Source organism: Methylocystis parvus (assembly GCF_049675845.1).
Classification (GTDB): Bacteria; Pseudomonadota; Alphaproteobacteria; order Rhizobiales; family Beijerinckiaceae; genus Methylocystis; species Methylocystis parvus_A.
On the sequence record NZ_CP187161.1, the window covers coordinates 244,450 to 269,454 of the forward strand.

Consider the following 25,005-nt stretch of genomic DNA (forward strand, 5'->3'; position numbering starts at 1 on the left):
ATTTCATTTGGGGATTGAGGAGCTTTTGCGAAAGTCCGCCATCCGAGCGCGCCAGCGCCGCAGCGCCACGACCGACCACACGGCCTCGACGAGCCCGAAGGGCCAGGCCCCTTGCAGGAAGCCGTAAAGAGACCCGAGCGCGCAGGAGACGGCGAAGCCGAGGACGAACCAGTGGCTCTTGTCCTCGTAGGCGTAGGTGAGCAGCATCGCGCTCACGGCGAAGAGTCCGAATAGGGTCAGTAAATCCATGGCGCTCGGTGTGCAGATAAGGCGCCAGCCTATTGCCTTGCTGTGGCGAATGCACCACTCTCGGCGCATGGACGAAGAGAGTCTGCTCGCCGCCAACGCAGCCTATTACCGCGCCTTTTCCGCGCGCGATCTTGGCGCGATGGAGAAGATCTGGGCGGAGGACGGCGTTTCCTGCCTGCATCCCGGCTGGCCCGTCGCGCTCATCGGCCGGACGCCAGTGCTCGGCTCCTATCGCGATATTTTCCGTAATCCGTCGCAGGAGGCGATCAGCGCCGAGGAGGAGCTGGTCCTGATCGACGGCTTGGACGGGCGCGTCTTCTGCGTGGAAACGGTTGGCGGCGGGTTGCTGCTGGCGACGAACTGGTTCCGCTTCGTCGACGGCGATTGGCGGCTCTTGCATCATCAGGCCAGCCCGATCGCCGCGCCCCCGCCTCGGAAGAAAGAGCCGCCCAAGGAAGCGAAGCCGTCCTTCCATTAGGCTGCGCTGCAAGCCTCGGAACCTTGCCGCTTGTCCCGCTCGGGCTCCCGCCCGCCGCGTTTCCTTTCGCGCGGCCGAAATCCATAGCTGGCGGCAACTTAAGCGTGTGGTAATTTTGTCTAAATCATGGCAGCTTGGCCGCGGGAAGTTTTTAACGGGGTTTTAACTATGTTTGTCCGAACGAAAATCTTCAGCGCCGTATTCCTGCTCGGCCTCGCGCCATCCGCGACCTCCGCCGCGGGAACTTCGCCGGTGGGCTGGGTCTCCAAGCAATTTGGCCAAGACGTTCCCGGCTGCGGCGCGGTGACGAATCCCTGCAAGACGCTCCAATTTGCTTTTGACAACGCTGTGGCGACCGGCGGAACGATCGCTGTGCGCGACGCGGGGGGATATGGGCCGCTCGTCATCAACCACTCGATCTCGATCATCAATGAGAGCGGCGTGGTCGCCGGCATTTTTGGCCCCCCTGGCGTGGCGATCGACATACAAGCAGGCTCGACGGATGTCGTTGTCATCAAAGGGATGACGTTAGAGGGCGCCGGAACCGGAACCGCTGGGATTCTTGCCACCTCGGTGGGCGAATTAACCGTCGCCAACTGCACGGTGAAAGGATTTAGCGTTGTCGGTGGCGCCGGCATCCTGATTTCGCCAACGAACGCAACCGCTTTCACGGTGACGGACTCTTTCATCGTGGACGACGGCACGGTCGGCATTGGAATTAACGCCGGCTCACCAGTATCCATCAAAGGCGTGATCAAGAATGTATTTGTCAGCGGCTCATCGGAGGGAATCGGTCTGAACTCCGGACCGGCAACGCCGCAACTCTCCATCGAGGACACCGTCACAACGCGAAACGATTATGGCGTTTTTGGAGGCGGGTCCGCAGGATCGATCAGCGCCGTCAGGCTGGAGTCCAAGGGCAATAAAACTGGAGTCTTCATCACCGACGGCATATCGGCAACCCTGTCGCGCTCACGCGTGATCCAGAACACGTTAACGGACATCTCAATTGGGTTCGCCGGCGCTTCGGTCAAGAGCTTTGGAGACAATGAGGTCGGAACGACCAACCAGGCGCTCGGCTCGATTTCCTACAAATAATTTTCATTCTCGTCGTAATGCGATCAATCGAACAAAGAGGCATCCCCATGACCCGCAAATCTCAACTCTTCGGCGCAATGCTGCTCGCCCTCGCGCCATCCGCTTCCCTTGCTGTCCCAACATCGCCGGTGGCGTGGGTCTCCAAACAATTTGGAAACGACGCTGCAGGCTGCGGCGCGGTCACGAATCCCTGCAGGACGTTTCAATATGCGCTTGACAATGTTGTCGTCGCGGGCGGCACGATCGCCGTGCGTGACGCGGGGGGATATGGACCGCTCACGATCAGCAAGTCGATCGCGATCATCAATCAAAGCGCAGGCATTGGCGGGATTTTCGGTCCGCCAGATGCGGCGATCCTCATTCAGGCTGGAGCTTCGGATGTCGTGCTCATCAAAGGACTGACGCTGGAGGGCTCGGGAACCGGCGAGACGGGAATTAGAGCGAGGTCCGTCGGCAAGCTTGTGATCGCCAATTGCAACATCAAGAGCTTCCGCCATAGCTCGACGTCCGCCGGCGTCGATGTGCAGCCTATCAGCGGAGCCGTCGATTTCTCGCTGACCGACTCGCTGATCACGGGAAATTCCTACGCGGGCGTCAATGTCCAACCAAACCCGTTCGCTGCCGTCTCGGGCCTCATCAGCAATGTGACGATCACAAAGAATCCAAACGGCCTCTTCGCTCAGTCCGCGAACAACGGCCCGATCAAAATCTCCATCGCGGACAGCGTGCTGACGCACAACGATTTCGGACTCTTCACGTTCGGGAACCTCGCTGTCGTCGCAGCGGCGCGCATCAATGCGAGCCAGAATGACTATGGAGCCGCCGCCACCAGTCAAGCCGAAATCGATCTTTCCTTCTCGGCGCTGACGAACAACAAGACCGTCGACGCCTTCTCCAACGGCGCGGCCGTCATCAAGAGTTACGGAAACAACGATATCAGGAACTCGAGCACGCTCACGCCGGCTTCTCTAAAGTGACGCGGGGGCAGAACTGCGGCTGCAAATGAAAGCGCGATTTGACGCTGGCGAATGAGGCGTCGGCGTCAGCCTTCCGTTTCTTCCGGCGCCGTCTTGCGCCGCCACACTTTCTTCGGATCGCGGCGCGGTCCTTCCACCAGCCGCACCACCATGCCCCAGAGGGTGCGCACGTCCTGCTGGGTGAGGCTCATGCGGTGGAACATGTTGCGCAGATTGCGCGACATGACAGGCTTCTTGTCGAGCGGGCGGAAGAAGCCGCGCTTGTCGAGCTCCTCATCGAGGAAATCGAAAAAGGCCATGGTCATTTCGCGCGTCGCTGGCGGCGAGCGCTCCTCCAGCTCATAGGGCAGGGCGTCGCCATGGGCGGCGCGGAACCACTCATAGCCGACGAGCAGCACCGACTGCGCGAGATTGAGCGAGGCGTAGGCGGGATTGACCGGGAAGGTGAGGATCGCATCGGCGAGCGCCACATCGTCATTGTCGAGGCCGGTGCGCTCGGGGCCGAAGAGGAAGCCATGCGTCTCGCCCGCCTTGTGGCGCGCGGCGGTGTCGGTGAGCGCCTTGGCGGGCGGGACGACGTCCTTCATCTGGCCGCGTCCGCGCGCGGTGGCGGCGTAGACGAAATTGAGATCCGCAATCGCCTCGCGCACGCTGTCATAGAGCTTGGCCTGCTCCAGAAGATGCGTCGCGCCGGCGGCGGCGGCATAGGCGCCCTTGCGATAGGCGCCCGTGCGCGGCCAGCCCTCGCGCGGCGAGACGAGGCGAAGGTCCGAGAGGCCGAAATTCGCCATGGCGCGGGCGCACATGCCGATATTCACGGCGAGCTGCGGGCGCACCAGAATGATGGCCGGCCCGCCCGTGAGCGCCTCCTTCGTGTGATCCGTTCCCGCTCCGACCAATTGCGCGTCCTCTGGCAAAGAAGTCGCTAAATAGGCGAAAAGCGGCGCGCGGGGAAAGGGGTCAGGCGCGATCCGGCGCCGAAGGAGCCTGTCCCGGCGGAAGCCATTCGACCCGCCGCAGCGCCGCCGCCTCATGCGCGTAGAGCCCGACGACCAGCGCCAGCGCCCCAGCGACGGCGAGGCTGCGCCAGGGAGCGGGCGCGTCGGCGGCGGGGGCCTCGGGCCGTTTGCGGTTGTGCCAGCTCAACGCGAGAAACATGAGGCCGAAGGGCAGGAGGTCGTCGACGCCGGCGAAGACGAAGGCCAGCACCGCCGCGAACAGGCCAGCCGCGATCTGTCGCGTGCGGCCGCAGCGGAAGACGGCGCCGAGCGCGAGTGACCCGTCCGAGCCCGTCCATGGCAGGATGTTGGGAATGTTGACGAGAAGCGTCAGCAAGACAAAGGTCGCGCCCGAGACGGCGATCAGCGCCGGGATGAATTGCGGCTGCTGGCCGAGGAGGCCCTGCATCAGCGCCGAGAGCCTTTCGGAATCCGGCATCAGCGCCAGGGCGACGAGCGCCGAGAGCGCCGGCCCGGCCAAGCTGACGGCGCCCGCCTCGAACGCGCTTTCATAAGCGCGCGAGCCGAAGGCGACCCCGCCCCCGAAGGGAATGAGGCTCACCGTCACGCCGCGATGGCCGAAGGCGGCGAGCGCCAGCGCATGGCCCATTTCGTGGACGAGCGTCGCGGCGATCAGCAGCGTCGCCAGGAAAAGGGCGGCCCCCAGAGCGAGCGCCAGCACGAAAGCGAGAGCCGGCGGGTCGGCGAGCAGGCCGCCGATTGAAACATCCACCGACCTGAGCGCGACATAGAAAGCCGGGGCGAGGATCAGCAGGATCATGACGACGCCGCTGACGACGCCGAACAGCGCGAGACGCCAGCCGGAAAAGCGGAAGCGCGGCGCCTCCTTCGCGTCGCGGCCCAGCACGGCGTCTTCAAACGCGCCGAGGTCGCGCGCGAGCGCAAGGCGCGTCAGTTCATAGGCGAGCAAGCCGGTGATGCCCGTCTCGTAATGGACGGAGACGGTCGCGCCTGCGCCATGATCGGCAAGCGTAACCTCGCAACTCGACCCGCCCGCTATGCGCGTCTTGCGGAGGATGCGGCGATTGGCTTCGTCCACCGAGCATTCTTCCTCGATGCGCTCGAACGCGGCGCTGCTATGGCGCGGGCGCCGGTCGAGGCGAAGAACAAGCGGCGATTGCGAGATCGGCTCCGCCCGACGCACCTCGTAAAGAAAACTCCACCCGCCATACGGACCGCGCGGATCGAGCGCGGCCCAGACAGCGTTTACGGGGGCCGGAATATGCAGGCTGCGCTGGAAGCGCCGCCGCCCCAGCGGCGCGCGAAAGCAGAGCAGCCAACCGCCGAGCGGCGGGATCGAATAGAGAAGGAATAGAAGCAGCGAAGCGAGCATCCGGGGCGTTCCGTGCGCGGTACCGGCGCGACGGTAGTGACGCGCCGATAACGTCCCGTAAACGAAATCGGCCGGGCGCGCCGCCCGGCCGATTACTCATGCCGCAAAGTGTCAGAAGGCCCACTTCAACCCTGTATAGATCGCCCGTCCATTGCCGGGATAGAAGGCGCGCGGATTGCCGACGGGCCATCCGCCATTTGCCGGCGGGTTGTAGGCGTTCGCGACCGTGGTGACGTCGCTGATGTAGTGACGGTCGGTCAGGTTTCGCGCGTCCAGATAGAAGCTGAGGCCATAAGGCATCTTCATGCCCGCCTGCAGCCCGATCAGGACGTAGCCCGGACTTTGCAGCGTATGAGCGTAGTCGACATAGGTTCCTTCGGGAACCCAATCCACCGACGGCGCGAAATAGACGCCGTCCGGCCGGCTGTAGCCGAGAGTCGTGCGCAGGACGTGGCGCGGTATGCCCGGAAGCGGATTGTTGCCGTAAAGCGCGTCGCCATCGAAGCGGAAGTCGTTCCAGTTCCAGATCTGCGTCAGCTTCAGAACGTCGCCCGCGCCCGGACCCGTCAGGTCGCGTAGCAGGTCGACGCCGGCCCCGAACTCGACGCCCTGATGGATGGTGTGCCTGGCGTTGAAAGTCGTCGAAGGGATGCCGGTTCCCGGGGCCGGATTGAATTTCAGCAACTCGTCCGAAAGCGAAGAAAAGTAGTAGGTGATGTCCCAGGAATAGCGGTCCCATTTGCCGCGCGAGCCGATTTCGCCCGTCCACGCCTTCTGAGCTGCGAGGGGGATGAATTGCGTGCCGATCGTCCCGTTGGAGTTGATCCCGCCGAAGGGCGGGGGGAAGGCGCCTTGGGTGAGATCGATAAAGTCCGGCACGTCGCGGCTTCCGGTCATGTCCGCGAAGAACTGCATGTCGGGCGACGGCTCGAACATGACGCCGACCTTGGGGTTGATCCCGTGATAGGTCTTCGAGTCGTAGCCAGGGATGGGCTCGAAGGGGATGCCGCCGAGGATCGAATAGTTGCGCTGGTCGCTGATATATTTCGCGCCGAACATGAAGGCGAGGCTGGGGACGACGTAGAAGCGGTTCTCGAAATAGGCCTCGAGGTTCAGCGCATTCATTCGGTTGTTGCGGATATTGGGATCCGCTCCGACGGGAATGTAAAGGCCGCCCGGATTCAGGAAGAAGGCATAGAGCGGGCCGAACTGGGAGATGAAGCTCAAGGGGCTCAAGCCGAAAGGATTGAGCTTCATCCCGTTGTAGTTCGTGAACCACCTGTCGCTGCCGTCGCCGCCCCAGGCGCGGCCGCCGGCGATCAGATCGTTACGGTGGCCGGCGACGTCGAAGGTCGAGGTGAAGCGCGGCGCAAAGCCCCAATTGTCCTGGCTTTGCTCGATGACCACGAAGATGGGGTGATAGAGGTAGTTGTGGATATACCAGGCGTTCAGGTCGAGCTTGCCGAAACCGGTGTCGATGGTCGTCTTGTTCGAAATGCGGAAGTTCTGAACGTTGCGGGCCTGATTGGCGCCGAAGCCGTCTATGCCGAACTGCGCCGGATAGGGCGCCATGGCGATCGTCGGATATTGGCGCGCGACGCCGAGCTCCAGAGTCCCCGGCAATTGCTGCCAGGTATCGTAGGCGCCGAAATAGAAGCGCGTCTCCAGATCTTTCGAGAAGCGGTAGCCGACATTGCCGTTGATCTGCGTGTAGTCCGTCGTCGAATGGCCGCGATAGCCGTCCGAATGCGTGAACGTGCCGTTGATCAGGGCGTCGAAATCCCCGAAGACGCGGGACGCCTGCGCCTGACCGCGGATCGTTCCGAAGGCGCCGACATCGAGCGCAAACAGATTGGGGCTGAGCGCCGTATAGGCCGTCGGCGAGATGAAATTGACGGCGCCGCCGAGCGTCGACGAGCCGTAGGCGAGCCCGTTTCCGCCCCTGAAAACCTCGATGGCTCGGAAATAGCTCGGGTCGATCTGATACATGTCGCCGCTGCCGTCGGCGAAATTCATCGGGATGCCATCCTGTAGCAGCTCCAGCCCGCGCAAGTGATAGTCGCGGGTGAGGTTCGAGCCGCGGATCGACAGACGCAGCTCCTGACCGTAGCGGGTCTCGACATAGACGCCGGGCACGTCCTTGAGCGCATCGCGCAGGTCATGCACATAGCGCGTCTTGATCTCGGGCGTGTTGGCGTCGACGAAGGCGACGGAGCCCACATTCTGGTTCAGTTCGCGGCGCAGCTGCGCGACGGAAGGAACGGTGAGCGATCCTGCCTCTATCGGGCGCGCGGGCGCGGTCGCCGACGCGGCGCCGGTCGGGGCGGTCGCCCTGCCGCCGCCGCCTGTGCGGGCGCCTGCCGGCTGCGACCGCTGAGCCTGTCCGATTTCGATGGTGGGCAAATTCTGCTGCGCCAGCGCACCGGAAGCGGCGAGCGCGAGTGCAAGCGTGAGCGCGCTGGCGCCCTTGTGAACGTAAAGGCGAGACATGACGGTCTCCCGCGGAGACGCGTGGCGTCGTCCGTTCTAGGAGTGAAACAGAAGGGGGTTGGCGGCGCGAGGCCGAAACGGGTCAGGCGGCGGCTGGCGGCGATCTTGGGGAGCCAACCCTAAAGGCGCTGATCGCCTTTATCGGCTGCTCTGTCCTGCGGAAAGGTCGTGCTACCCGGTCGCTCGGGTACAGCGCATCCGCGACGACAAGCACGCTGACGATCGCGCGTCCGAGCCACTCGTCGTCTGCAGGGCCGAGAACGCAGCATTGAACATGCCGGCAATGGCGCCCGGCAGGCGCGTCGTGAGCGCCGGCGCCGCTGCATTTATCCAGAGGCGATCCTTGGGCCGACATCCACGCTTCGCCGCTGAATTGGCCGCCTTCGCTCGCGGCGGCGACGACATTCCATTGCAGCAGAACGACGAAGACAATCACGGCCATCCGCTTGACGGCGGCCGTGCAGCGGTCGGGAAGGAAATCTCCGAAACGCATCTTCTGTCTTTCTGTGCGGTTGCACGTCAGGCGACCGCGCGAATCCAATCGTTGTTTATTGGTAACTGACCAAGATGTGGCCGGCAAGCGGCGTTGTGCGCCAAGACCCGGCCAGACCGAGGTTTCGCCGGCGCTGTTGTCAAAGCGCAACAATTGCGAGCCGCTGCGTCAGCGAATAGGGCGGTGGTGTGGGTCGGCGGCGGTATGGCCGCCATTCTCATCGACGGCGAAGATCCCGTCGAAGCGGGAGAATTTCGCCAGGACAGCGGGGTTGAGGCTTTTCTCGGCGGTCCGCACGGCGGCGGCGAGCGAGTCCGCACGGGGTTTCTGAAGTCCAAGTTTTTCCAGTGACTGGCTTTCTTTAAGCGCGTCGCCGGCGCAGAGGTCGATCGACCAGGCATCGCCCTTGCGTCGCAGAAACGCGCGGCCGCCCAGATCGCCCTGAACCCATCCCGCGATGGCCACGTCGCCGTCGACGACAATGGGGTCGACGGTCAGCCGCGCTTCGGGCTTGTCGAACGTTTTCAGGAGAAGGTCGCGCACGGCTTCCTGGTCATTCGCCGCAAAAGCCGGCGTGGAAACCCAAAGCTGAACTGCGCTCAGGAAGAAAGACAGACGGATCGACGGTTTCATGCGCCCTCGGCAGGATCGAAAATCGAGGGCGTATTGGTAGCCTACCAACATCACGCCTGCAAGCGTCCGGGCATTTGCGTTCGCGGGCGATTTTGCTACGACCTTGGCCGGGGATAGTGGGGGCCCGGCTTTGAATTCGGCGACCGTAAAAGACCGTATTCTGGAGGCGGCGCTTCGGATTGTCGAAGAGCAGGGGGTCAAGGCGCTGACCCAGCCGCGCGTCGCGGCGGCGGCGGGCGTTCGCCAGTCGCATCTGACATATTATTTTCCGCGCAAAGCCGACCTCTTCGTCGCGCTGCTACAGGCCTCGCATGTTCGGGCGAAGAAGACCCGACGCAAGGGCGGCGTCGAGACGTTCGACGACGCCATGCGCGCGCTCGAGGCGCTCATGTTCGACCGCGAACGAATGCGCTTCTTTTTGGGCATCGTCCTCGAAGCGAGCGAGGAGGAGGATCTGCGTCCGATCCTCGCGCAGCATGCGAAAGGACTCTCGGACAGAGTCGCCCTTCAATTCGGGCGCTCCAGCGACGATCCGGCGATTACGGCTTTCATCGACGCTTTGCGGGGGATGGGGCTGCGCATGCTTCTCGATTCTGGCGCAGCCAAGGACGCAAATGCGGAAAAAATCGCAAAGACTTTCGGTCTGGAGCGGCCGACATGCCGATGAGCCAAGCCGACCCGCCGTGCGCTCCTCCTACTGCGTCAGCCGTAGCGCCGTCGCCGCCATAGCCTTGCTGAAGAGCTGCTGCATCCCTTTCTGAATATCGCCCGGATTGGAGGCGACGTAAAAATAGCCATCGGTCGCGCAGGCTTTCAGATTTGGCTCGATATTGTCCGCGAAGGGGCCGATGAGCCTGTCATATTGCTCCGTGCCGACGAAGGGCACATAGGTCGTGTAGACGACGGCGACGATCGTGTCCTTCTGCTTGAGCGCGGCGCAGGGGCCGACGGGAAAGGCGCCGGTATTGGCCTTGGTGATGGACGGAGACCACCAGGAAAGCGGCAGGCCCGTCGGCAGGCTCATGCCTTCCCAGCCCGTATAGATGCCGTTCTCCACCCCGTCCGTGACGATGAAGACGACTTCCTGCGGCCGGTCGGGCGCGAGTCCGTCTCCGCTTGCGGGCGTTTGGTCGCTGAGCCGGGCGATGGCGTCAGCGGCCTGCGTTCCGTCGTCGGCGGTCGGCAGATCCAGCGACTGGACAGCGGCGCCGACCGCGTTGAGATCGCTGGTCAGGGCGATGAGCGGGTTGAATGTGTGGTCGAAGGCGTAGGCCGCCATCTTGATGTGATTGCGGGCATTGGCGGCGGTCACGGATTTCGCCGTGGCGACAAGCGCGGTGGTCGCGTCGCGCAGATCGTCGATGCGGAAGCGGATGCCCTGAGCCTTGGGGCCGTCATAATAGGTCGCGGCGTCGGCGGTCGTGTGGCAGCCGAAGGCGCAGCCCGTCAGCGATGTCATGCGCGCAATATCGCTGGTCGTCGCGCCGATGCCCATCGACATGGAATTGTCGAGGAGCATGCGAACGTTCAGGTAAAGTTGGCTCCCCATTGAAATGTTCGAGGTCACGGACCCTTTCACGGGGATCGACGTAAAGCCCATGAGCTTGCTCATGGCGGCCGGCATCTCGCCCTTATAGGTCACCGTGGCCGACCAGGAGGCGTCGTTTTTGACGAGCGTCAGGCTCTTGGCCTTGCCATAGGTTTGAAAGGCGGCGTCTGCGAGGATGTATTGCGTTCCCGCGGCTTCGCCGAGCTTCTGGATCTGGGCCTGCGCGCAGGCGCCGGTGACGGACTTTGCGAGGATGCAGTCCGCCTCTTTTTGCGCCGCGGCCTTCACCGCCGCGAGCGCGGCGCGGTCCGAAAGGCGGTCGAGACGGGTGCGCATCGTCGCGGCGCGCGTATAGTCCAGCGCCGTCCCCATGATCACGAAAACCGGGATCATCACGAGGCCGAAAATGAGGGCGATGGAGCCGCTTTCATTGTCGGCGAAGTCCGAGCCGCGGAAGACGGGGCCTTTGCCCATTGGACGGTCAACCCTCTGTAGCGATTTCCAAAACAGCCTACTTCTAAGCTTGCGTTCCTTTCGTTTTTATTGCCGCTTTCAGGGAATGGCGCCGTTGATGCTTGGCCGGCAGGCCTTCGAGGCCGCTTCTCCGTGAGGCCCAAAATCGGGGAGAACAGCCGCGGGTTTTTTTCGTTGCGTTTTCGACGCCGAAACATGGTCCCTGGCGGCGCTTTCCCTGGCGCTGGGGCGGGGCTATAAGGCGCGCGCAGCTTGAGGATCGTTAAAACATGCAGAAGATCAAGGTGGCCAATCCTGTCGTCGAACTCGACGGCGACGAAATGACCCGCATCATCTGGGCCTTCATCAAGGACAAGCTGATCCGGCCCTATCTCGATATCGATCTGCTCTATTACGACCTCTCCATCCAGAATCGCGACGCCACCAACGATCAGGTGACGGTCGACGCGGCGAACGCCATCAAGCAACATGGCGTCGGCGTAAAATGCGCCACGATCACGCCCGATGAAGCGCGCGTTCAGGAATTCAACCTCAAGGAAATGTGGAAATCGCCGAACGGCACGATCCGCAACATCCTTGGCGGCGTGATTTTCCGCGAGCCCATCATCTGCTCCAATGTGCCGCGCCTCGTGCCGCACTGGACGCAGCCCATCGTCGTCGGCCGCCACGCCTTCGGCGATCAGTACAAGGCGACCGACTTCAAGGCGCCCGGAAAGGGCCGCCTGACGATCAAGTTCGAGGGCGAAGATGGGCAGGTGATCGAGAAGGAAGTCTTCAAGTTCCCCGGCGCCGGCGTGGCGCTGGCGATGTACAATCTCGACGACTCGATCTATGAATTCGCCCGCGCCTCCTTCAATTACGGCGTGCAGCGCAAATTCCCGGTCTATCTCTCGACCAAGAACACGATCCTCAAGGCCTATGACGGTCGCTTCAAGGACATCTTCGCCGATGTCTACGAGAAGGAGTTCAAGTCGCAGTTCGAGGCGCTCGGCCTTTGGTATGAGCATCGTCTCATCGACGACATGGTCGCCTCCGCGCTGAAATGGTCGGGCGGCTACATCTGGGCCTGCAAAAACTATGACGGCGACGTTCAGTCCGACATCGTCGCGCAGGGCTTCGGTTCTCTCGGCCTCATGACGAGCGTGCTGATGACCCCGGACGGCAAAACGGTCGAAGCCGAAGCCGCCCATGGCACTGTGACGCGCCATTATCGCGAGCATCAGAAGGGCCACGAAACCTCGACCAACTCCATCGCCTCGATTTTCGCCTGGACGCGCGGCCTCGCCCATCGCGCCAAGCTCGACGGCAATGAGGAACTGGCGCGCTTCTCGAAGACGCTTGAAGATGTCTGCGTGAAGACGGTCGAGGCCGGCTACATGACCAAAGATCTCGCGCTGCTCGTCGGCCATCACCAGAAGTGGCTGTCGACGACGGGATTCCTCGACAAGGTCGATGAGAATCTGCGCAAGGCGATGGGATAGGGCCGCTTTGGCGCTTCTGGAGAATGCAAACCCGCGGCGATCCTCGCCGCGGGTTTTTTTTTGTCCGGTGGACAATTCTCGGCTCCAGCCGAGCCATTCGCGCCTCCCGTGTGCGGGGCGCGGCTCTTAAGCAGAATTATTCAATGGGAAAAAGCGGTTGCGGAGCGACGTACCTACGGTCGCTTGCAGACGGAATCATTCTCTACCGCGCGGTGAAATGTGATTGTGTCAGCTTCTGCGCCCGTCTATATAGGCCGCGCCTATGGTCCAACACGGGATTCGCGGCAATGACGGTGGATCTGGACGAAGCCTACAAGCCGTCGGAAGACGAGCCTTTCATGTGCGACCGGCAGCGAGAATATTTTCGCCGGAAGCTCTTGGCATGGAAAGAAGATATTCTTCACGAAAGCCGCGAGACGCTCGCGGCGCTCCAGAATGAGAACGAGAACCATCCCGACCTTGCGGATCGCGCGTCTTCCGAGACGGATCGCGCGATCGAGCTGCGCGCGCGCGACCGGCAGAGAAAGCTCATCGCGAAGATAGACGCCGCTTTGGGCCGCCTCGAGGATGGCAGCTACGGCTATTGCGAGGAGACGGGCGAGCCGATTTCGCTGAAGCGTCTCGACGCGCGGCCGATTGCGACGCTCTCGATCGAGGCGCAGGAGCGTCATGAGCGGCGCGAGAAGGTCTATCGCGACGACTAATTCGAAACGTCACGGTCGGACATAAGGAAAGGGCGTCGCCGTTTGGCGACGCCCTTCTTTTTTATTCCTTCTCCGGCCGGCCGAGCAGGCGGGCCATTTCCGCTTCCAGCGACTCCAGCGGGTCGACCTCTGGCGCGGCCGGCGGCGGCGCGGGCGGGGCAGGCGGCGGCGCGGGCGGCGGAGCCGGAGGACGCATCTGGGCCGGCGGCGGCGGGGGCGGCGGCGCAGGCGGCGCTGCGGGGGCCGGCGGCGGGGCCGGGAGCTCGACGGGCTCCGGCGGCGGAGCCGGGGGAGCCGGGGGAGCGGCGACCGGCGCAGGGGGCGGCGGCGGCGCAGCAGGCTTGGGCGGCGCCGGCGGCGGGGGCGCGCCGGGGCCGGTTTCTCCCTTGGGCTGGATCAGCCGCTGCGTGCGCGCCAGGAAAGGCGGCGTCGCGGGACGCGGCGCGGCCGGACGCGGCGGGGGCGCGGGCGGAGCCGGACGCGCAGGAGGAGCCGCCGCGGCGGGCGGGGGCGCAGGCGGCGCCGGCGGCGCGGCCGGAGCAGGCTCCGCGGGCGTCGGCTTTGTGGGCGCGGGCGCGAAGAGGTCCGGCGGCAGGTTGAGGGGCGCAGGCGCCGCCGGCTTCGGGACAGGGCCGGCCGCCGGCGGCGGGAGCGGCGCTTCCGCGGGGCCGGGCGGCCAGGCGCCGGGGCCGGCCGACGCTGCGCGCGTTTCGGTCGCTGGGCGCGGCATCGCCCCCTCGGGCCGCGCGATCGCGCCTTCGACAAGAAGATCGTTGGGGCCGCCGATCAACAGAAGATGCTCGGTGTTATCTCGCCGCACGATTACCAGCTGCCGCTCGCGATCGAGGTCGAATACATCGACCACGTCGAGACGGCGCCCGCCCTTCTTTGCGCCAGCCGTGCGTATTCTCCGGCCGAACAGAAGTCGGAAGATATAGAGGACAAGGAGCGCGGCGATGAGGAACGCCACGATTGCTCCGAGAATCGGGAGCATTTGCGAGAATTTTTCTGACATGAACCGCAGGTCTCTCTTCGAACGCGCCTGAACCTTGCCAAACTAACAGCTTTCAAGGCAAGAGGCCCCAAAAGGTTAATCAATGGTTAACGCGACGCTGGACTTACGCAAAACCCGCCCGGCGCCGTTGCCATCGGGGCCGCGGACCGCCATTCTTCCCAGTGATTCTGGCGAACTTCGCGGTTTGGCGAGTCCCGAAGGCGGCGCTTGTTCGACGCGCGCCTTCATTAACCATATTCTGGCATGCAGAGCGAATCGCTCGGGGCGCGCGCCGCGTCCCCAGCGCGACACGCGGGGCGTTCAGGATGACCGATAGGGCGGCGTCGTCTGCATTTGACCGAAACGACCGGCCGGGCAACGCCGGCCTCGTGCTGACGCTCGCGGTCGCGGTCGTCGCCGTGCTCGGCGTCTTTTTCCTGGCCCCGGCCGCCATGGCGCCGCGCTTCATCATGCTCGCGCTCGCCTTGTTCGGCGTCGCGGGCGTGTTTTTCCTCTTCGCCTACGCCGTGGGCCTCATACAATTCTCCTCACGCGCTCCGCGCAACGACATCACGAAGCTGATCGCGGATTCGACGACCGAGGGGCTGCTCGTCACCAAAGGCGACATGCAGATCGCCTACGCCAACGACGCCTATATGGAGCTCTGCGGCGCGCGCGACGTCTCCGGCCTGCAGGTCGTGGAGCGGCTGTTTTCGGGGCCGCCGGAAGTCTCCGAGGCGATTTACAGACTTGCGCAGGCCGCGCGGGCCGGAACCGTCCATGTCGAGGATTTGCGCCTGTCGCCGCCGCTGACCGGCGCGGGCGCCGTCGGCTGGTATCGCATCAAGGTGCGGCCGTTGCCCCATGCCGGGCCGCGCGCGTCGCTCTGGCGCGTGGCGGACGTCACCGGCGAGCGCCAGCGGCAGGAGGGCGTCTTCCAGGAGCTCCAGCACGCGATCGACTTTCTGGATCATGCGCCGGCGGGCTTCTTCTCGGCCGATCCCGACGGCTCCGTCTCTTACATGAACAAGACGCTGGCGGGTTGGCTCGGCTACGACCTCACGCAGGTCGGGTCCGGCGGCGCGACGCTCGCCTCCATCGTCGCCAATAACGGCGCGGCCCTGCTCGCGGCGGTGTCCGGCTCGCCGGGCGAGGTGCGCACCGAGCAGATCGATCTCGATCTGCGCTGCCGCAATGGCCGCTCGCTGCCGGTGCGCCTGCTGCATCAGGTCGCCTTCGGCCAGGACGGCGCCTCCGGCGCGTCGCGCACGCTCGTGCTCAACCGCGCCGCCGGTGAAAAGCCGGGCGAGGATTTGCGCGCGGCCGAGGTGCGCTTCGCGCGCTTCTTCAATTCGACGCCCATGGCGATCGCGACGCTCGACGCCGAAGGCCGGCTTCGCGACTCCAACGCGGCGTTCGCAAAATTGCTGCCCAAGGCCTTCAAGGCGGGTCACTCGAAGGAGGACTGGTCGCTCCTCGCCGGCCTTTCGGAGCGCGACGCCGAGGCGCTGCGCAAGGCGATCCAGGACGCGGTCGAGGGCAAGAGCGACGTCAAGCCGGTCAACGTGTCGTTCGAAGAGGGCGCGGGACCGCGCTCGGCCCGCTTCTTCGTCTCGCCGGCCGAGGACTCCGGTCAGAAGGGCGCGACCATCTATGCGCTCGACACGTCCGAGCAGCGCAAGCTGCAGGAGGAGTTCGCCCAGTCGCAGAAGATGAACGCCGTGGGCCAGCTCGCGGGCGGCATCGCCCACGACTTCAACAATATGCTCACGGCGATCATCGGCTATTCCGATCTGCTGCTCTCGAGCCACCGTCCGACGGATCCGGCGTTCCGCGACATTCGCCAGATCAAGGAGACCGCGAACCGCGCGGCCGGCCTCACGCGCCAGCTCCTCGCCTTCTCCCGCCGCCAGACGCTGCGCCCGCAGGTGCTTCAGCTCGGCGATGCGCTCTCGGAACTACAGATCCTGCTGCGCCGCGTGGTCGGCGAGAAGAACGAACTCGATCTGCGTCACGGCCGCGACCTTTGGTATGTGAAGGCCGACATCACGCAGTTCGAGCAGGTTATCATCAATCTCGTGGTCAACGCCCGCGACGCCATGCCGGACTCGGGCGGCCGGGTGCAGATCCGCACGAAGAACGTCACCAGGGACGAATGCGCGAGCTTTGGGCTCATTCATCTGGTTGCGGCCGATTACGTCCTTGTCGAAGTCGAGGACAACGGTTCGGGCATTCCGGCGGAAGTCATCGAGAAGATTTTCGAGCCCTTCTTCACAACCAAGGAAGTGGGCAAGGGAACGGGCCTCGGCCTTTCGACCGTCTATGGAATCGTGAAGCAGTCGGGCGGCTTCATCTTCGCGTCGAGCGACGTCGGCCAGGGCACCGTCTTCCGCATCTTCCTGCCGCGCTATATCCCCGACGCCAAGGAGACGCCCCAGAAGGAGACCGAGGCGCCGAAGGCCGCCGCCGATTACACTGGGCAGGGCGTCATTCTTCTGGTCGAGGACGAGGACGCGGTACGCTCCATCGGCGCGCGCTCGCTGAAGTCGCGCGGCTTCACGGTGCTCGAGGCGACAACCGGCCTCGAGGCGCTGGAGGTCGTGGAGGAAGTCGGCGGCAAGATCGACCTCATCGTATCGGACGTCGTCATGCCCGAGATGGACGGCCCCGCAATGTTTGCGGAGCTGCGCAAGCGCGGCGTGAAGGCGAAGGTGATTTTCGTCTCGGGCTACGCGGAAGAGGCCTTCGCGAAGAACCTGCCGGAAGGCGACTTCGGCTTCCTGCCAAAGCCCTTCTCGATCAAGCAACTCATCGAGACGGTGAAGTCGCATATGGGCGCCGAGGGCTAAAAATAGCCCTCGCGTTTCTTCTGCTCCAGCGACCCGCCGTCCTCACCGTCGCTGATGCGGCCCTGACGCTCCGAAAAGCGGGCGTTGAGCGTCTCATCGAGAACGGCGGCAATGTCGGTCGCCTCGGACTCGATCGCGCCGGTTACCGGCCAGCAGCCAAGCGTCCGAAAGCGCACGCGCCGCATTTCGACCCTGTCGCCGGGCTCGAAGCGCATGCGCGCCTCGTCGTCCACGACGACGAAGGCGCCCTTGCGCTGCACGACGGGCCGCTCCTCGGTGAAATAGAGCGGCGCGAGCTCGATCTCGTTTTCGAGCGCATAGTTCCAAATATCCTGCTCGGTCCAGTTCGAGAGCGGGAACACCCGCGCCGACTGGCCCCGGCCAAGTCGTAGATTGAACATCCGCCCGAATTCCGGGCGTTGCTGGCGCGGGTCCCAGACATGCTTGTCGTCGCGGATGGAGACGATGCGCTCCTTGGCGCGGGCGCGTTCCTCGTCGCGCCGGGCTCCGCCGAAGACCACGTCATATTTTCCGGCGTTCAGCGCCGCCTTCAACGGCTCGGTGCGCATGACGAGCGTGTAGCGGTCGCCATAGTCGAAGGGGTTCATCCCGGCCGCGCGGCCTTCCTCATTCGCATAGGCGATGAGGCGAAAGCCATTTTCGCGCGCAAAGCGATCGCGAAAATCGAGAAGCGACTGGAACTCCCAGGTTGAGTCGATGTGGAGAAGCGGGAAGGGCGGCTTGCTTGGATAAAAGGCCCGCAGCGCCAAATGGGCCAGAACGGTAGAGTCCTTGCCGGCCGAGAACAGCATGACCGGATTTTCGGCTTCGGCCGTAGTCTCGCGCAGGATGTGAATGGCCTCGGCTTCCAGCCAGGCCAGATGTGACAGGCTTCTTCCCACAGTCGCTCCCTTCAGCTTGCTGCATTGCAAAATGTAGGGCCCGCCAAGCTCACGGCCAGCGGCGGGGAACTGAATTTTTCGTCGCGCTGCTCCCGAAATTAAAGCGTCGGCGCCACCACGCGCACCCGGCGCTTCACGCCATCCGGCCCGACCACGTCCCGAAACACTTCCGGCCCGCCCGTCGTTACGCTGCCTTGCGTGCCGCGCAGGCCGTCGCTCGCAACGGGGGCGGTCGCGGTCGCGGGACCGTCCACTTTTTTCGCGCGGGGATCGCCCGGCAGGATCGGACGCGACATCTGCTCCGCCTGCTCGGCCGTGATCATCTGGTCCTTCTTGTTGCGCTCGGCGAGAATGCGTTCGGCTTCGGCCAGGGCCTCCGTCCAGCTCTGGCCCTGCGGCTTGCAGCCGCAGGTCGGGTCGAAAACCTTCTCGAATTTCCGCGCATTGGGATGGTCGGCATAGGGCTCGCCATCTACCGAGATGGCGGAGTCGAGGCCCTTCCATTGCGACTGGGTGTAGAGCTTCGCCTCCACGCCCGGGCACATGGCCTTGCAGAGCGTGTTGAGATCGTCGAGCTGCGCGCCCCTCGCCGAATAGGTGATGGGGAAGAAGCCGCCGTCGCATTCGCGCACGCAGATGGCCATGGGGCCGCCGCGCGGGCGCTGGTCCGCCTGCTCCTCTTCGTAATTGGGATCGAGCGTCTCGTCCTGCGGCGGGCCGACGGGGACTTCGCGCAATCCGGTTGTCGGGTCCGGCGCGCCGACGCCGAACAGCTCCTCGAAGAAGCTGTGGGGCTGCGCCTCGCGCGGGGCGGCGCGCTGATTGCGGCAGTCGACCTCATAGCGGGCCATGAGCGCCTGACGCTGGCTGTCGTCCGTCGCGCCCTGGTCATAGGCCGCGATGCTGCCTTGCAGGGAGCTGAGCCGCGCATTGATCGCGCCGCATTGGGGCGGCGGCGGGTCGCCGAAGAACAGGAACTGCTCGCGGTCGCAGCCCATCCCACGCGCGCGGGCGGCGAGCTTGCCATATTCGGCGCGCTGCTTGGCGGCGGCGGCGCGGTAGCGGGCCTGCATGCCCTCGGCTCCGGCCTTGGCGATCTGCGCGCGCAGATCCGTGCAATAGGCGCTCTCCGCCTGCGCCGGCTGAGACGCGGGCAGCATGAGGAAAAGCGCTGCGCCGAGCGCAGAGGCCAGTCGTTTCTGGAAATTCGTGGGCCCCAAGGTCGGCCTCATTTTGTGCTCCGGCTGCCGGCCCGGCGCGGGGCTATCTGTGAGCCTCTCCGCGCGGCGGGTCCGAATCCTGGAATCGCGGCGCGCTTTCTTGGCCATATTCGCTTAATTGCGCCGCCGATCAAATCCAGGGGGGATTCTGCTCCGCATCATGTCGGCAGCAAGGCGCGCCGCCGCGCCTGCGCCGGCTGCTTTAACTCGACCGACGCATTTTTTGCTGCGGCGCAGTCATAACCCCTTCCCATGAGCGCGGTCTTCGCCCATATCCGCCCGGACGCCATTGGAGGGTCGCCATATGAAGACTTGCAGATTTCTCGCGATTGTTCCGGTCGCCTTCGCCGCGCTGCTAACCGTCGGCGCCGCCTCGGCGCAGGAGGGGCCGGACCTCATCTTCCGCAAGTCGACCGACTTCAAGCTGCTGACGCCCAACGACAAGCTCGCGACCTACGATGTCGACGATCCGCTGATCGAGGGCGTGGCCTGCGCCTACACCGCCCATGAGAAGGGCGGCGTCGCCGGCATGTTCGGCGTCGCGGAGCAGACCTCGGAAATCTCGATCTCGTGCAGCCAGTACGGGCCGATCAAGCTGCGCAACGAGAAGGACAAATTCGCGCAGGGCGATCTGATGATCAGCGAGCGCCGGTCGCTGCTCTTCAAGCAGATGCACATTGCGCGCGGCTGCGACACCAAGCGCAACATGCTGGTTTACATGGTCTATTCCGACAGGCTGGTGGAGGGTTCGCCGGAGAACTCGACGGCGACCGTGGCGATCCAGCCCTGGGGCGGGACGACGCCGCCCAAATGCGCCGATTGGCTGAGATAGGTCCTTAGTCGGTGCAGGAAACGACCGCCGCGTCGGGCTTCAAAGGCTGGCGCGGCGCGTCCGTTGCGATCGAGGCGGTGATGTCCTCGGCGCGGCCATAGGCTCTGGCGGGGCCATGGCCGTGCGACTCGCACCAGGCGTCCGCGACGATCTTGCCGCAGTCCGACTTCGTCGTGAGGCATTCCATCACGCCATAGCCGTCCTGATCGGAGACGACATAGGTCGTCAGAGACGCGGCCTGCACATTGGAGTGATAGGCGGCGGAGACGAGAAGATCTACAACACGCTGACGCGGACGAAGGAGGAGTTTCGCCCCCTCGATCCCGCCAACGTGCGCATGTATGTCTGCGGGCCGACGGTCTACGACTACGCCCATATCGGCAATGCGCGGCCGCTCATCGTCTTCGACCTGCTGTATCGTCTGCTGCGACATCTCTATGGCCGGAGCATGTGCGCTACGTGCGCAACATCACCGACGTCGACGACAAGATCAACGCCCGCGCCGCCGATCGCGGCATCTCGATCCGCGCGCTGACGGAAGAGACGAACAAGATCTTCCAGGAAGACGTGAAGGCGCTGGGCTGCCTGCCGCCGACGTGCAGCCGCGCGCGACAGAGCATATCGCGCAGATGATCGCGATCATCGAGAATTGATCGCGGCTCGGGCCACGCCTATGCGGCGGACGGACACGTGCTGTTCGACGTGCCGTCGATGTCGGATTATGGCCGCCTGTCGCGCCGTTCGCTCGACGAAATGCTCGCCGGCGCGCGCGTCGAGGTCGCGCCCTATAAGCGCGGCGACATGGACTTCGTTTTGTGGAAGCCGTCGAAGGAGAGCGAGCCGGGCTGGGACTCGCCATGGGGCATGGGCGTCCGGGCTGGCATATCGAGTGCTCGGCGATGAGCTGGGCGCATCTCGGCGAGACCTTCGACATTCACGGCGGCGGCATCGATCTGGTGTTCCCGCATCACGAGAACGAAATCGCGCAGTCGCGCTGCGCGTTCATTCCGACGTGATGGCGAATGTCTGGATGCACAACGGATTTCTGCAGGTCGAGGGCGAGAAGATGTCCAAGAGCCTGGGGAATTTCATCACGATCCATGAGCTGCTGCATACGGAGAAGTTCGGCGGGCGGAAATGGCCGGGCGAGTGCTGCGCCTCGCCATGCTGCGCACGCATTACCGCCAGCCAATTGATTTTACCGTGAAGGCGCTGGAGGAGGCCTATGCGACATTGAAGCGCTGGAATGGAATAATCCGGCGTGCGGGAGCAACGATATCCGGTTCGGTGCCGCGAGAACTTCTAGACGCACTCTCGGACGATCTGAACACTCATTTAGCGTTGAGTATTATGTCTAGCCTCGCGGCGCGTGCCGCGAAGCGCTCTCTGACGACCTAAACACGCCGTTTGCCCTCACGGTCATCCACGCGATTGACGATGGACGCCAGAGAGGCCGCTGAATTCTCCTGAAGCGCTCGGCATAGATTTAAGACTTTTGACGATCGCTTGGGTCGAGCGAGAAGCTTTCGGAAGAACAAAAAGCAAGTATCGACGTCTCTGATCGCAGCCCGCCTCGCCGCGCGCGCCGCCAAGAACTGGGCCGAGTCCGACCGCATCCGCGACGAGCTGGCCGCGATGGGCGTCGCGCTCAAGGACAACAAGGACGGCACGACGACGTGGGAGGTGAAGCGATGATCGCGTTGCAGTCCCCCACCCGGTTCGCGAGAACCCCCCCGTAAAGGGGAGGGATTTGAGCCCCGCGAGCGTAGCTCAGCCCGATACGCCTGCGCAGTTTCGAGCGTTCGGCGCGATCGGAATCTCGATGAACCCGTCATCCCCCCCTTGTCCGGGGAGGGTCGCGCGCGCGACGGCGGGGTTCCGAATCATTGGCAATCAAACGCGCCCGCGCCTTGCGCAAGACCATGACGCGCGCGGACAGGTTCTTAGTGAAGTCGCAAGACGTTCGCGCGAATTCTCACAGCACGCCTCATCGTCTCGGCGATGGATCCTCGATTTCAAGCACAGGATGATCGTCGAGATCGACGGCTGCGCATGCGGACGATCGCCCATGATGCGGGCCGCGACGCGCATTTCGCTGAGCTTGGTTTTCTAACCCTGCGCTTCTGGAACCCTGAGATAGACGAAAACCTCGACGGCGTCGTCGAAACCATTATGGCTCGCGCTCACGACACATGCGGTCCCCCAGACGCGCGCGCGCACCCCCCGCAAGGGGGAGGGATTGGAGCCCCCCATTGGCTGACGATTTCGTGCGAAGAAATCCCTCCCCTTTCCGGCGCGCGACTGGCTGAGCTATCTGTCCAACGAAGACTGGAAAAGAACGCTGCCGTTCAAACGCCATTGGGCGGTCTTCGCATCCGCAATCGCCCTCCATCTCCTGGGCGTCTTTTAAAGATGGGAAGCTTCCACGCCGCGCCTACGCTGCGACCCTTCCTACTCGCCGACGCGCCGCGTCTCGCCGTGCTCTTTCGTGAGAGCATCGAGGCGCTCACCGAGGATTTTTACGATGAGGGTCAGCGCGCCGCCTGGGCCGCGCGCGCCGACGACGAGGCGGCCTTCACGGCCAAGCTCGCGAAAGCGCTCACCATCGTCGCCCTTGTCGGCGGTGAGATTGCCGGGTTCGCGTCGCTCAAGGACAATACGCTTTTCGACATGCTCTATGTTCACCCCGATTTCGCGCGCCGAGGCGTCGGCTCGGCGCTGCTCGACGCCATCGGAAAAGCTCGCCGCGCGCGGAACGAAAAAACTTACCGTCGAGGCCTCCGACGCCGCGCGCAATTTTTTGCGCGGCGCGGCTATACGGCGCAAAGCCGCAACACAGTCGAGCTCGACGGCGAATGGCTCGGGCGCACGCGCATGACCAAGGAGCTCGTCAAGCCAGAAGTCGACCCACGGCTCGCAGCCCCGACGGGCCGCCCGCAATGACGAAGGAACGCGTCACGCTTTCGACACGACGCTGCGCGACGGCGCGCAGACGACCGGCGTCGATTTCTCGCTCGACGACAAGCGCCAGATCGCGCGATGCTCGACGAGCTCGGCATCGACTATATCGAGGGCGGCTATCCCGGCGCCAACGCCACGACACGGAATTCTTCGCCGCGCGCCCGAAGATCAAAGCGCGTTTCGCGCCTTCGGCATGACGCGCCGGCAAGGGCGCTCGGTCGAGAACGATCCGGGCGTCGCGGCGCTGCTCGATTGTGCGGCGGACGCCGTGTCCTTGTCGCCAAGAGCTTGGGACTATCAGGTCGGTCGCGCTTACGCTCGACGGAAGAGGACAATCTCGAGGCCGTTGAACAATCGGTGCGCGCCGTCGTCGAAACGCAGCGCGAGGCGATGATCGATTGCGAGCACTTCTTCGACGGCTTCAAGGGCAATCGCGACTATGCGCTATCGCCGCGCCAAGGCGCAATTACGATGCCGGCGCGCGCTGGGTCGTGCTTTGCGACACCAATGGCGGCACGCTCCCACATGAGGTCGAGCGCATCGTTGCGCGCGGTGACGAAACATATCCCCGGCGATCGGCTCGGCGTCCATGCTCATGACGATACGGGCCAGGCGGTCGCCAATTCCCTCGCCGGCGGTGCGCGCCGGCGCGCGGCAAATTCAAGGCACGCTCAATGGTCTCGGCGAGCGTTGCGGCAACGCCAATCTCACGACGATCATCCCGACGCTGCTGCTGAAGGACGAATTCGCGGAATACTTCGAGATCGGCGTCACGCGAGACAAGCTCACGCATCTGACGCGCGTCAGCCACGCGCTGGACGAACTGCTCAACCGCGCGCCGAACCGCCATGCGCCCTATGTCGGCGAGCAGCGCCTTTGCGACCAAGGCCGGAATTCACGCCTCCGCGCTGCTCAAAGCGCCTGAAACACCTATGAGCATGTGCCGCCAGAAAGCGTCGGCAATCGGCGTCGCGTGCTCGTCTCCGACCAGGCGGGGAAATCGAATATCGTCGCCGAGCTCACGCGCCTCGGCGTCGCGCTCGACAGGGACGATCCGCGCCTCGGGCGCTTGTTGGACGAGGTCAAGGAAAAAGAGTCGCAGGGCTACGCCTACGAAGGCGCCGACGCCTCCTTCTATCTCCTGGCCAAGCGCTTGCTGGGCGAGGCGCCGCATTTCTTCGACGTCGAGCGCTACAGCGTCGCCGGTCGATCGACGCTTCGCGCGCAACGGCTTCGAGGACGCCGGGGCCGAGGCGATCGTCAAGATCCATGTCAACGGCCAATCGAAGATTTCCGCAGCCGAAGGCAATGGACCGATCAACGCATTGGACCTCGCGCTACGAAAAGACCTTGGCGACTATCAGCGCTATATCGACGACGTGCGGCTGGTCGATTATCGCGTGCGCGTGTTCCAGGGCGGCACCGACGCGGTGACGCGCGTGCTGGTCGAATGCGCGGACGCCAAGGGCGATCGCTGGTCGACGGTGGGCGTCTCCGCGAACGTGATCGACGCGTCCTTCGAGGCGCTGATCGACGCGATCAACTACAAGCTGCTGCGCGACGGGGCGAGGTAGTGCTGTCTGCAAAAGCGTCAAGCAGCTTCAGAACCACGAGACTTGCGGAACCGCGTCCTAAAATCGTTCGACCATCTCGGCTTCAGCAGCCGAGCGCCGATGGCATCCGGCGCCGAAGATCATCGGAACGATGTCCTCGACGCGTTCGGCCACGAGGTAGCGTATCTCATAGTTCGCCCGGATGAAGCCCTCCTCGCGCATATGGGCGAAGAGCCGCAGCAAGGGGCGCCAAAATCCGCCAATGTCAGCGATGACGAGCGGCTTCTCATGACGGCCGAGCTGGATCCAGGTCAGTTGCTCCGCGAGCTCCTCCAGCGTGCCGATACCGCCGGGTAATGCGACAAACGCGTCGGACTTCTCGAACATGAGGCGCTTGCGCTGGTGCATGTCGGCGACAACGCAAAGCTCCGTCAGCCCAGCGAGCGCGATCTCGCGCTTGCCTAGAAAATCGGGGATGATCCCGCAGACCTCGCCGCCTGCGTCGAGCGCCGCGCGTGCGACGACGCCCATGAGTCCGCAGGACCCGCCCCCGAACACGAGACCGATGCCCGCTCGGGCGATCGCAGCGCCGAGCGCTTTCGCGGCAGCTTCATGGCGGGGATCGTGGCCCGGAGACGAGCCGCAATACACACAGATGTTTCGATGCTGGTCATGACTCGCGCTTATGCGCGGCATACACCCAAGCCGCTGAGGAG

Annotated in this window: 26 protein-coding genes and 5 pseudogenes; 18 read left to right on the plus strand and 13 right to left on the minus strand. The window is 64.2% G+C overall.

All coding sequences use genetic code 11. The features are described 5' to 3' along the window. Positions 1 to 3: 3 nt before the first annotated feature. Entirely contained in the window at positions 4 to 249 is a 246-nt protein-coding gene (locus ACPFMJ_RS01385; protein ID WP_424362107.1) for a hypothetical protein, read from the minus strand. A gap of 67 nt (positions 250 to 316) precedes the next feature. Between ACPFMJ_RS01385 and ACPFMJ_RS01390 the strand changes: the two genes are divergently transcribed. From ACPFMJ_RS01390 to ACPFMJ_RS01400, 3 genes are all read left to right on the plus strand, one after another. Next, positions 317 to 727 (plus strand): nuclear transport factor 2 family protein, encoded by a 411-nt coding sequence (locus ACPFMJ_RS01390; RefSeq protein ID WP_424362108.1) that lies wholly within the window; start codon positions 317 to 319, stop codon positions 725 to 727. A gap of 168 nt (positions 728 to 895) precedes the next feature. Next, positions 896 to 1,825, plus strand: coding sequence for a hypothetical protein (locus ACPFMJ_RS01395; protein ID WP_424362109.1), 930 nt, complete (start codon positions 896 to 898; stop codon positions 1,823 to 1,825). Between the two features lie 47 nt (positions 1,826 to 1,872). Beyond that, the gene (locus tag ACPFMJ_RS01400; protein WP_424362110.1) at positions 1,873 to 2,802 is read left to right on the plus strand and encodes a hypothetical protein; all 930 of its coding nucleotides are present in this window, start codon (positions 1,873 to 1,875) and stop codon (positions 2,800 to 2,802) included. Between the two features lie 65 nt (positions 2,803 to 2,867). Here ACPFMJ_RS01400 and ACPFMJ_RS01405 read toward each other — a convergent pair whose 3' ends face one another. The 5 genes from ACPFMJ_RS01405 to ACPFMJ_RS01425 all read right to left on the minus strand — a co-directional run bounded on the left by ACPFMJ_RS01405 (position 2,868) and on the right by ACPFMJ_RS01425 (position 8,770). Continuing rightward, positions 2,868 to 3,701 carry an RNA methyltransferase gene (locus tag ACPFMJ_RS01405; RefSeq protein WP_424362111.1) on the minus strand — a complete coding sequence of 278 codons (834 nt, stop codon included), beginning with the start codon at positions 3,699 to 3,701 and terminating at the stop codon, positions 2,868 to 2,870. A 61-nt stretch (positions 3,702 to 3,762) separates the two neighbouring features. Further along, positions 3,763 to 5,154 (minus strand): hypothetical protein, encoded by a 1,392-nt coding sequence (locus ACPFMJ_RS01410; protein WP_424362112.1) that lies wholly within the window; start codon positions 5,152 to 5,154, stop codon positions 3,763 to 3,765. 111 nt (positions 5,155 to 5,265) lie between these two features. Then, the gene (locus ACPFMJ_RS01415; RefSeq protein ID WP_424362113.1) at positions 5,266 to 7,644 is read right to left on the minus strand and encodes a TonB-dependent receptor family protein; all 2,379 of its coding nucleotides are present in this window, start codon (positions 7,642 to 7,644) and stop codon (positions 5,266 to 5,268) included. 82 nt (positions 7,645 to 7,726) lie between these two features. After that, a complete protein-coding gene (locus ACPFMJ_RS01420; RefSeq protein WP_424362114.1) occupies positions 7,727 to 8,290 on the minus strand; it encodes a hypothetical protein in 564 nt (187 codons plus the stop codon). 15 nt (positions 8,291 to 8,305) lie between these two features. Next, the gene (locus tag ACPFMJ_RS01425; protein WP_424362115.1) at positions 8,306 to 8,770 is read right to left on the minus strand and encodes a copper uptake system-associated protein; all 465 of its coding nucleotides are present in this window, start codon (positions 8,768 to 8,770) and stop codon (positions 8,306 to 8,308) included. Between the two features lie 130 nt (positions 8,771 to 8,900). Here ACPFMJ_RS01425 and ACPFMJ_RS01430 point away from each other — a divergent pair, with 130 nt between their 5' ends. Beyond that, positions 8,901 to 9,437: a TetR/AcrR family transcriptional regulator gene (locus ACPFMJ_RS01430; protein ID WP_424362116.1), complete on the plus strand. Its 537-nt coding sequence runs from the start codon at positions 8,901 to 8,903 to the stop codon at positions 9,435 to 9,437. A 27-nt stretch (positions 9,438 to 9,464) separates the two neighbouring features. Here ACPFMJ_RS01430 and ACPFMJ_RS01435 read toward each other — a convergent pair whose 3' ends face one another. After that, positions 9,465 to 10,793 carry a TadE/TadG family type IV pilus assembly protein gene (locus tag ACPFMJ_RS01435; protein WP_424362117.1) on the minus strand — a complete coding sequence of 443 codons (1,329 nt, stop codon included), beginning with the start codon at positions 10,791 to 10,793 and terminating at the stop codon, positions 9,465 to 9,467. 269 nt (positions 10,794 to 11,062) lie between these two features. Between ACPFMJ_RS01435 and ACPFMJ_RS01440 the strand changes: the two genes are divergently transcribed. Together ACPFMJ_RS01440 and dksA are read left to right on the plus strand one after the other, a co-directional pair. After that, positions 11,063 to 12,274, plus strand: a complete 1,212-nt coding sequence (locus tag ACPFMJ_RS01440; protein WP_424362118.1) for an NADP-dependent isocitrate dehydrogenase — start codon at positions 11,063 to 11,065, stop codon at positions 12,272 to 12,274. Positions 12,275 to 12,561: 287 nt separating this feature from the next. Further along, on the plus strand, positions 12,562 to 12,978 hold the full coding sequence (gene dksA / locus ACPFMJ_RS01445) for an RNA polymerase-binding protein DksA (RefSeq protein ID WP_424362119.1): 417 nt from the start codon (positions 12,562 to 12,564) through the stop codon (positions 12,976 to 12,978). Between the two features lie 61 nt (positions 12,979 to 13,039). Here dksA and ACPFMJ_RS01450 read toward each other — a convergent pair whose 3' ends face one another. Beyond that, positions 13,040 to 13,993 carry a hypothetical protein gene (locus ACPFMJ_RS01450; protein WP_424362120.1) on the minus strand — a complete coding sequence of 318 codons (954 nt, stop codon included), beginning with the start codon at positions 13,991 to 13,993 and terminating at the stop codon, positions 13,040 to 13,042. Positions 13,994 to 14,298: 305 nt separating this feature from the next. Here ACPFMJ_RS01450 and cckA point away from each other — a divergent pair, with 305 nt between their 5' ends. Next, on the plus strand, positions 14,299 to 16,821 hold the full coding sequence (cckA, locus tag ACPFMJ_RS01455; protein ID WP_424362121.1) for a cell cycle histidine kinase CckA: 2,523 nt from the start codon (positions 14,299 to 14,301) through the stop codon (positions 16,819 to 16,821). Here cckA and cysD read toward each other — a convergent pair. Together cysD and ACPFMJ_RS01465 are read right to left on the minus strand one after the other, a co-directional pair. Beyond that, positions 16,818 to 17,723, minus strand: coding sequence for a sulfate adenylyltransferase subunit CysD (gene cysD, locus ACPFMJ_RS01460; protein WP_424362122.1), 906 nt, complete (start codon positions 17,721 to 17,723; stop codon positions 16,818 to 16,820). The two genes, cckA and cysD, sit on opposite strands and share 4 nt — an antisense overlap. Positions 17,724 to 17,821: 98 nt before the next feature. Next, a complete protein-coding gene (locus tag ACPFMJ_RS01465; protein ID WP_424362123.1) occupies positions 17,822 to 18,955 on the minus strand; it encodes a DUF2865 domain-containing protein in 1,134 nt (377 codons plus the stop codon). Between the two features lie 292 nt (positions 18,956 to 19,247). Here ACPFMJ_RS01465 and ACPFMJ_RS01470 point away from each other — a divergent pair, with 292 nt between their 5' ends. Continuing rightward, positions 19,248 to 19,775 carry a CreA family protein gene (locus tag ACPFMJ_RS01470; protein ID WP_424362124.1) on the plus strand — a complete coding sequence of 176 codons (528 nt, stop codon included), beginning with the start codon at positions 19,248 to 19,250 and terminating at the stop codon, positions 19,773 to 19,775. A gap of 4 nt (positions 19,776 to 19,779) precedes the next feature. Here ACPFMJ_RS01470 and ACPFMJ_RS01475 read toward each other — a convergent pair whose 3' ends face one another. Then, positions 19,780 to 20,208, minus strand: a complete 429-nt coding sequence (locus ACPFMJ_RS01475) for a hypothetical protein (RefSeq protein ID WP_424362125.1) — start codon at positions 20,206 to 20,208, stop codon at positions 19,780 to 19,782. Between ACPFMJ_RS01475 and ACPFMJ_RS01480 the strand changes: the two genes are divergently transcribed. From ACPFMJ_RS01480 to ACPFMJ_RS01520, 9 genes and pseudogenes are all read left to right on the plus strand, one after another. Beyond that, a complete protein-coding gene (locus ACPFMJ_RS01480) occupies positions 20,113 to 20,310 on the plus strand; it encodes a hypothetical protein (RefSeq protein WP_424362126.1) in 198 nt (65 codons plus the stop codon). The genes ACPFMJ_RS01475 and ACPFMJ_RS01480 overlap by 96 nt on opposite strands. After that, positions 20,235 to 20,791, plus strand: a pseudogene (locus ACPFMJ_RS01485) (hypothetical protein). Before ACPFMJ_RS01480 ends, ACPFMJ_RS01485 begins: the two are co-directional and overlap by 76 nt. 14 nt (positions 20,792 to 20,805) lie before the next feature. Beyond that, the gene (locus tag ACPFMJ_RS01490) at positions 20,806 to 20,982 is read left to right on the plus strand and encodes a hypothetical protein (RefSeq protein ID WP_424362127.1); all 177 of its coding nucleotides are present in this window, start codon (positions 20,806 to 20,808) and stop codon (positions 20,980 to 20,982) included. 190 nt (positions 20,983 to 21,172) lie between these two features. After that, a pseudogene (locus ACPFMJ_RS01495) lies at positions 21,173 to 21,235 on the plus strand (hypothetical protein); the annotation flags it as partial. 118 nt (positions 21,236 to 21,353) lie between these two features. Next, positions 21,354 to 21,470 (plus strand): annotated as a pseudogene (locus tag ACPFMJ_RS01500) (CysS/YqeB C-terminal domain-containing protein); the annotation flags it as partial. Between the two features lie 357 nt (positions 21,471 to 21,827). Next, positions 21,828 to 21,899, plus strand: a pseudogene (locus ACPFMJ_RS01505) (hypothetical protein); the annotation flags it as partial. A 288-nt stretch (positions 21,900 to 22,187) separates the two neighbouring features. Beyond that, positions 22,188 to 22,718 (plus strand): N-acetyltransferase family protein, encoded by a 531-nt coding sequence (locus ACPFMJ_RS01510; protein ID WP_424363768.1) that lies wholly within the window; start codon positions 22,188 to 22,190, stop codon positions 22,716 to 22,718. Positions 22,719 to 22,814: 96 nt separating this feature from the next. Continuing rightward, positions 22,815 to 23,309 (plus strand): annotated as a pseudogene (locus tag ACPFMJ_RS01515) (citramalate synthase); the annotation flags it as partial. A gap of 22 nt (positions 23,310 to 23,331) precedes the next feature. Beyond that, positions 23,332 to 23,661 (plus strand): hypothetical protein, encoded by a 330-nt coding sequence (locus ACPFMJ_RS01520; protein WP_424362128.1) that lies wholly within the window; start codon positions 23,332 to 23,334, stop codon positions 23,659 to 23,661. Here ACPFMJ_RS01520 and ACPFMJ_RS01525 read toward each other — a convergent pair. Then, the gene (locus tag ACPFMJ_RS01525; RefSeq protein WP_424363945.1) at positions 23,632 to 24,012 is read right to left on the minus strand and encodes a hypothetical protein; all 381 of its coding nucleotides are present in this window, start codon (positions 24,010 to 24,012) and stop codon (positions 23,632 to 23,634) included. The genes ACPFMJ_RS01520 and ACPFMJ_RS01525 overlap by 30 nt on opposite strands. Positions 24,013 to 24,025: 13 nt before the next feature. On the opposite strand from ACPFMJ_RS01525, the gene ACPFMJ_RS01530 reads away from it, so the two are divergent. Next, positions 24,026 to 24,310 carry an alpha-isopropylmalate synthase regulatory domain-containing protein gene (locus ACPFMJ_RS01530; protein ID WP_424363769.1) on the plus strand — a complete coding sequence of 95 codons (285 nt, stop codon included), beginning with the start codon at positions 24,026 to 24,028 and terminating at the stop codon, positions 24,308 to 24,310. A 57-nt stretch (positions 24,311 to 24,367) separates the two neighbouring features. Here the strand turns inward: ACPFMJ_RS01530 and ACPFMJ_RS01535 are convergent, their stop codons facing one another. Next, positions 24,368 to 24,985, minus strand: coding sequence for a TIGR00730 family Rossman fold protein (locus tag ACPFMJ_RS01535; RefSeq protein WP_424362129.1), 618 nt, complete (start codon positions 24,983 to 24,985; stop codon positions 24,368 to 24,370). Positions 24,986 to 25,005: the final 20 nt, after the last annotated feature.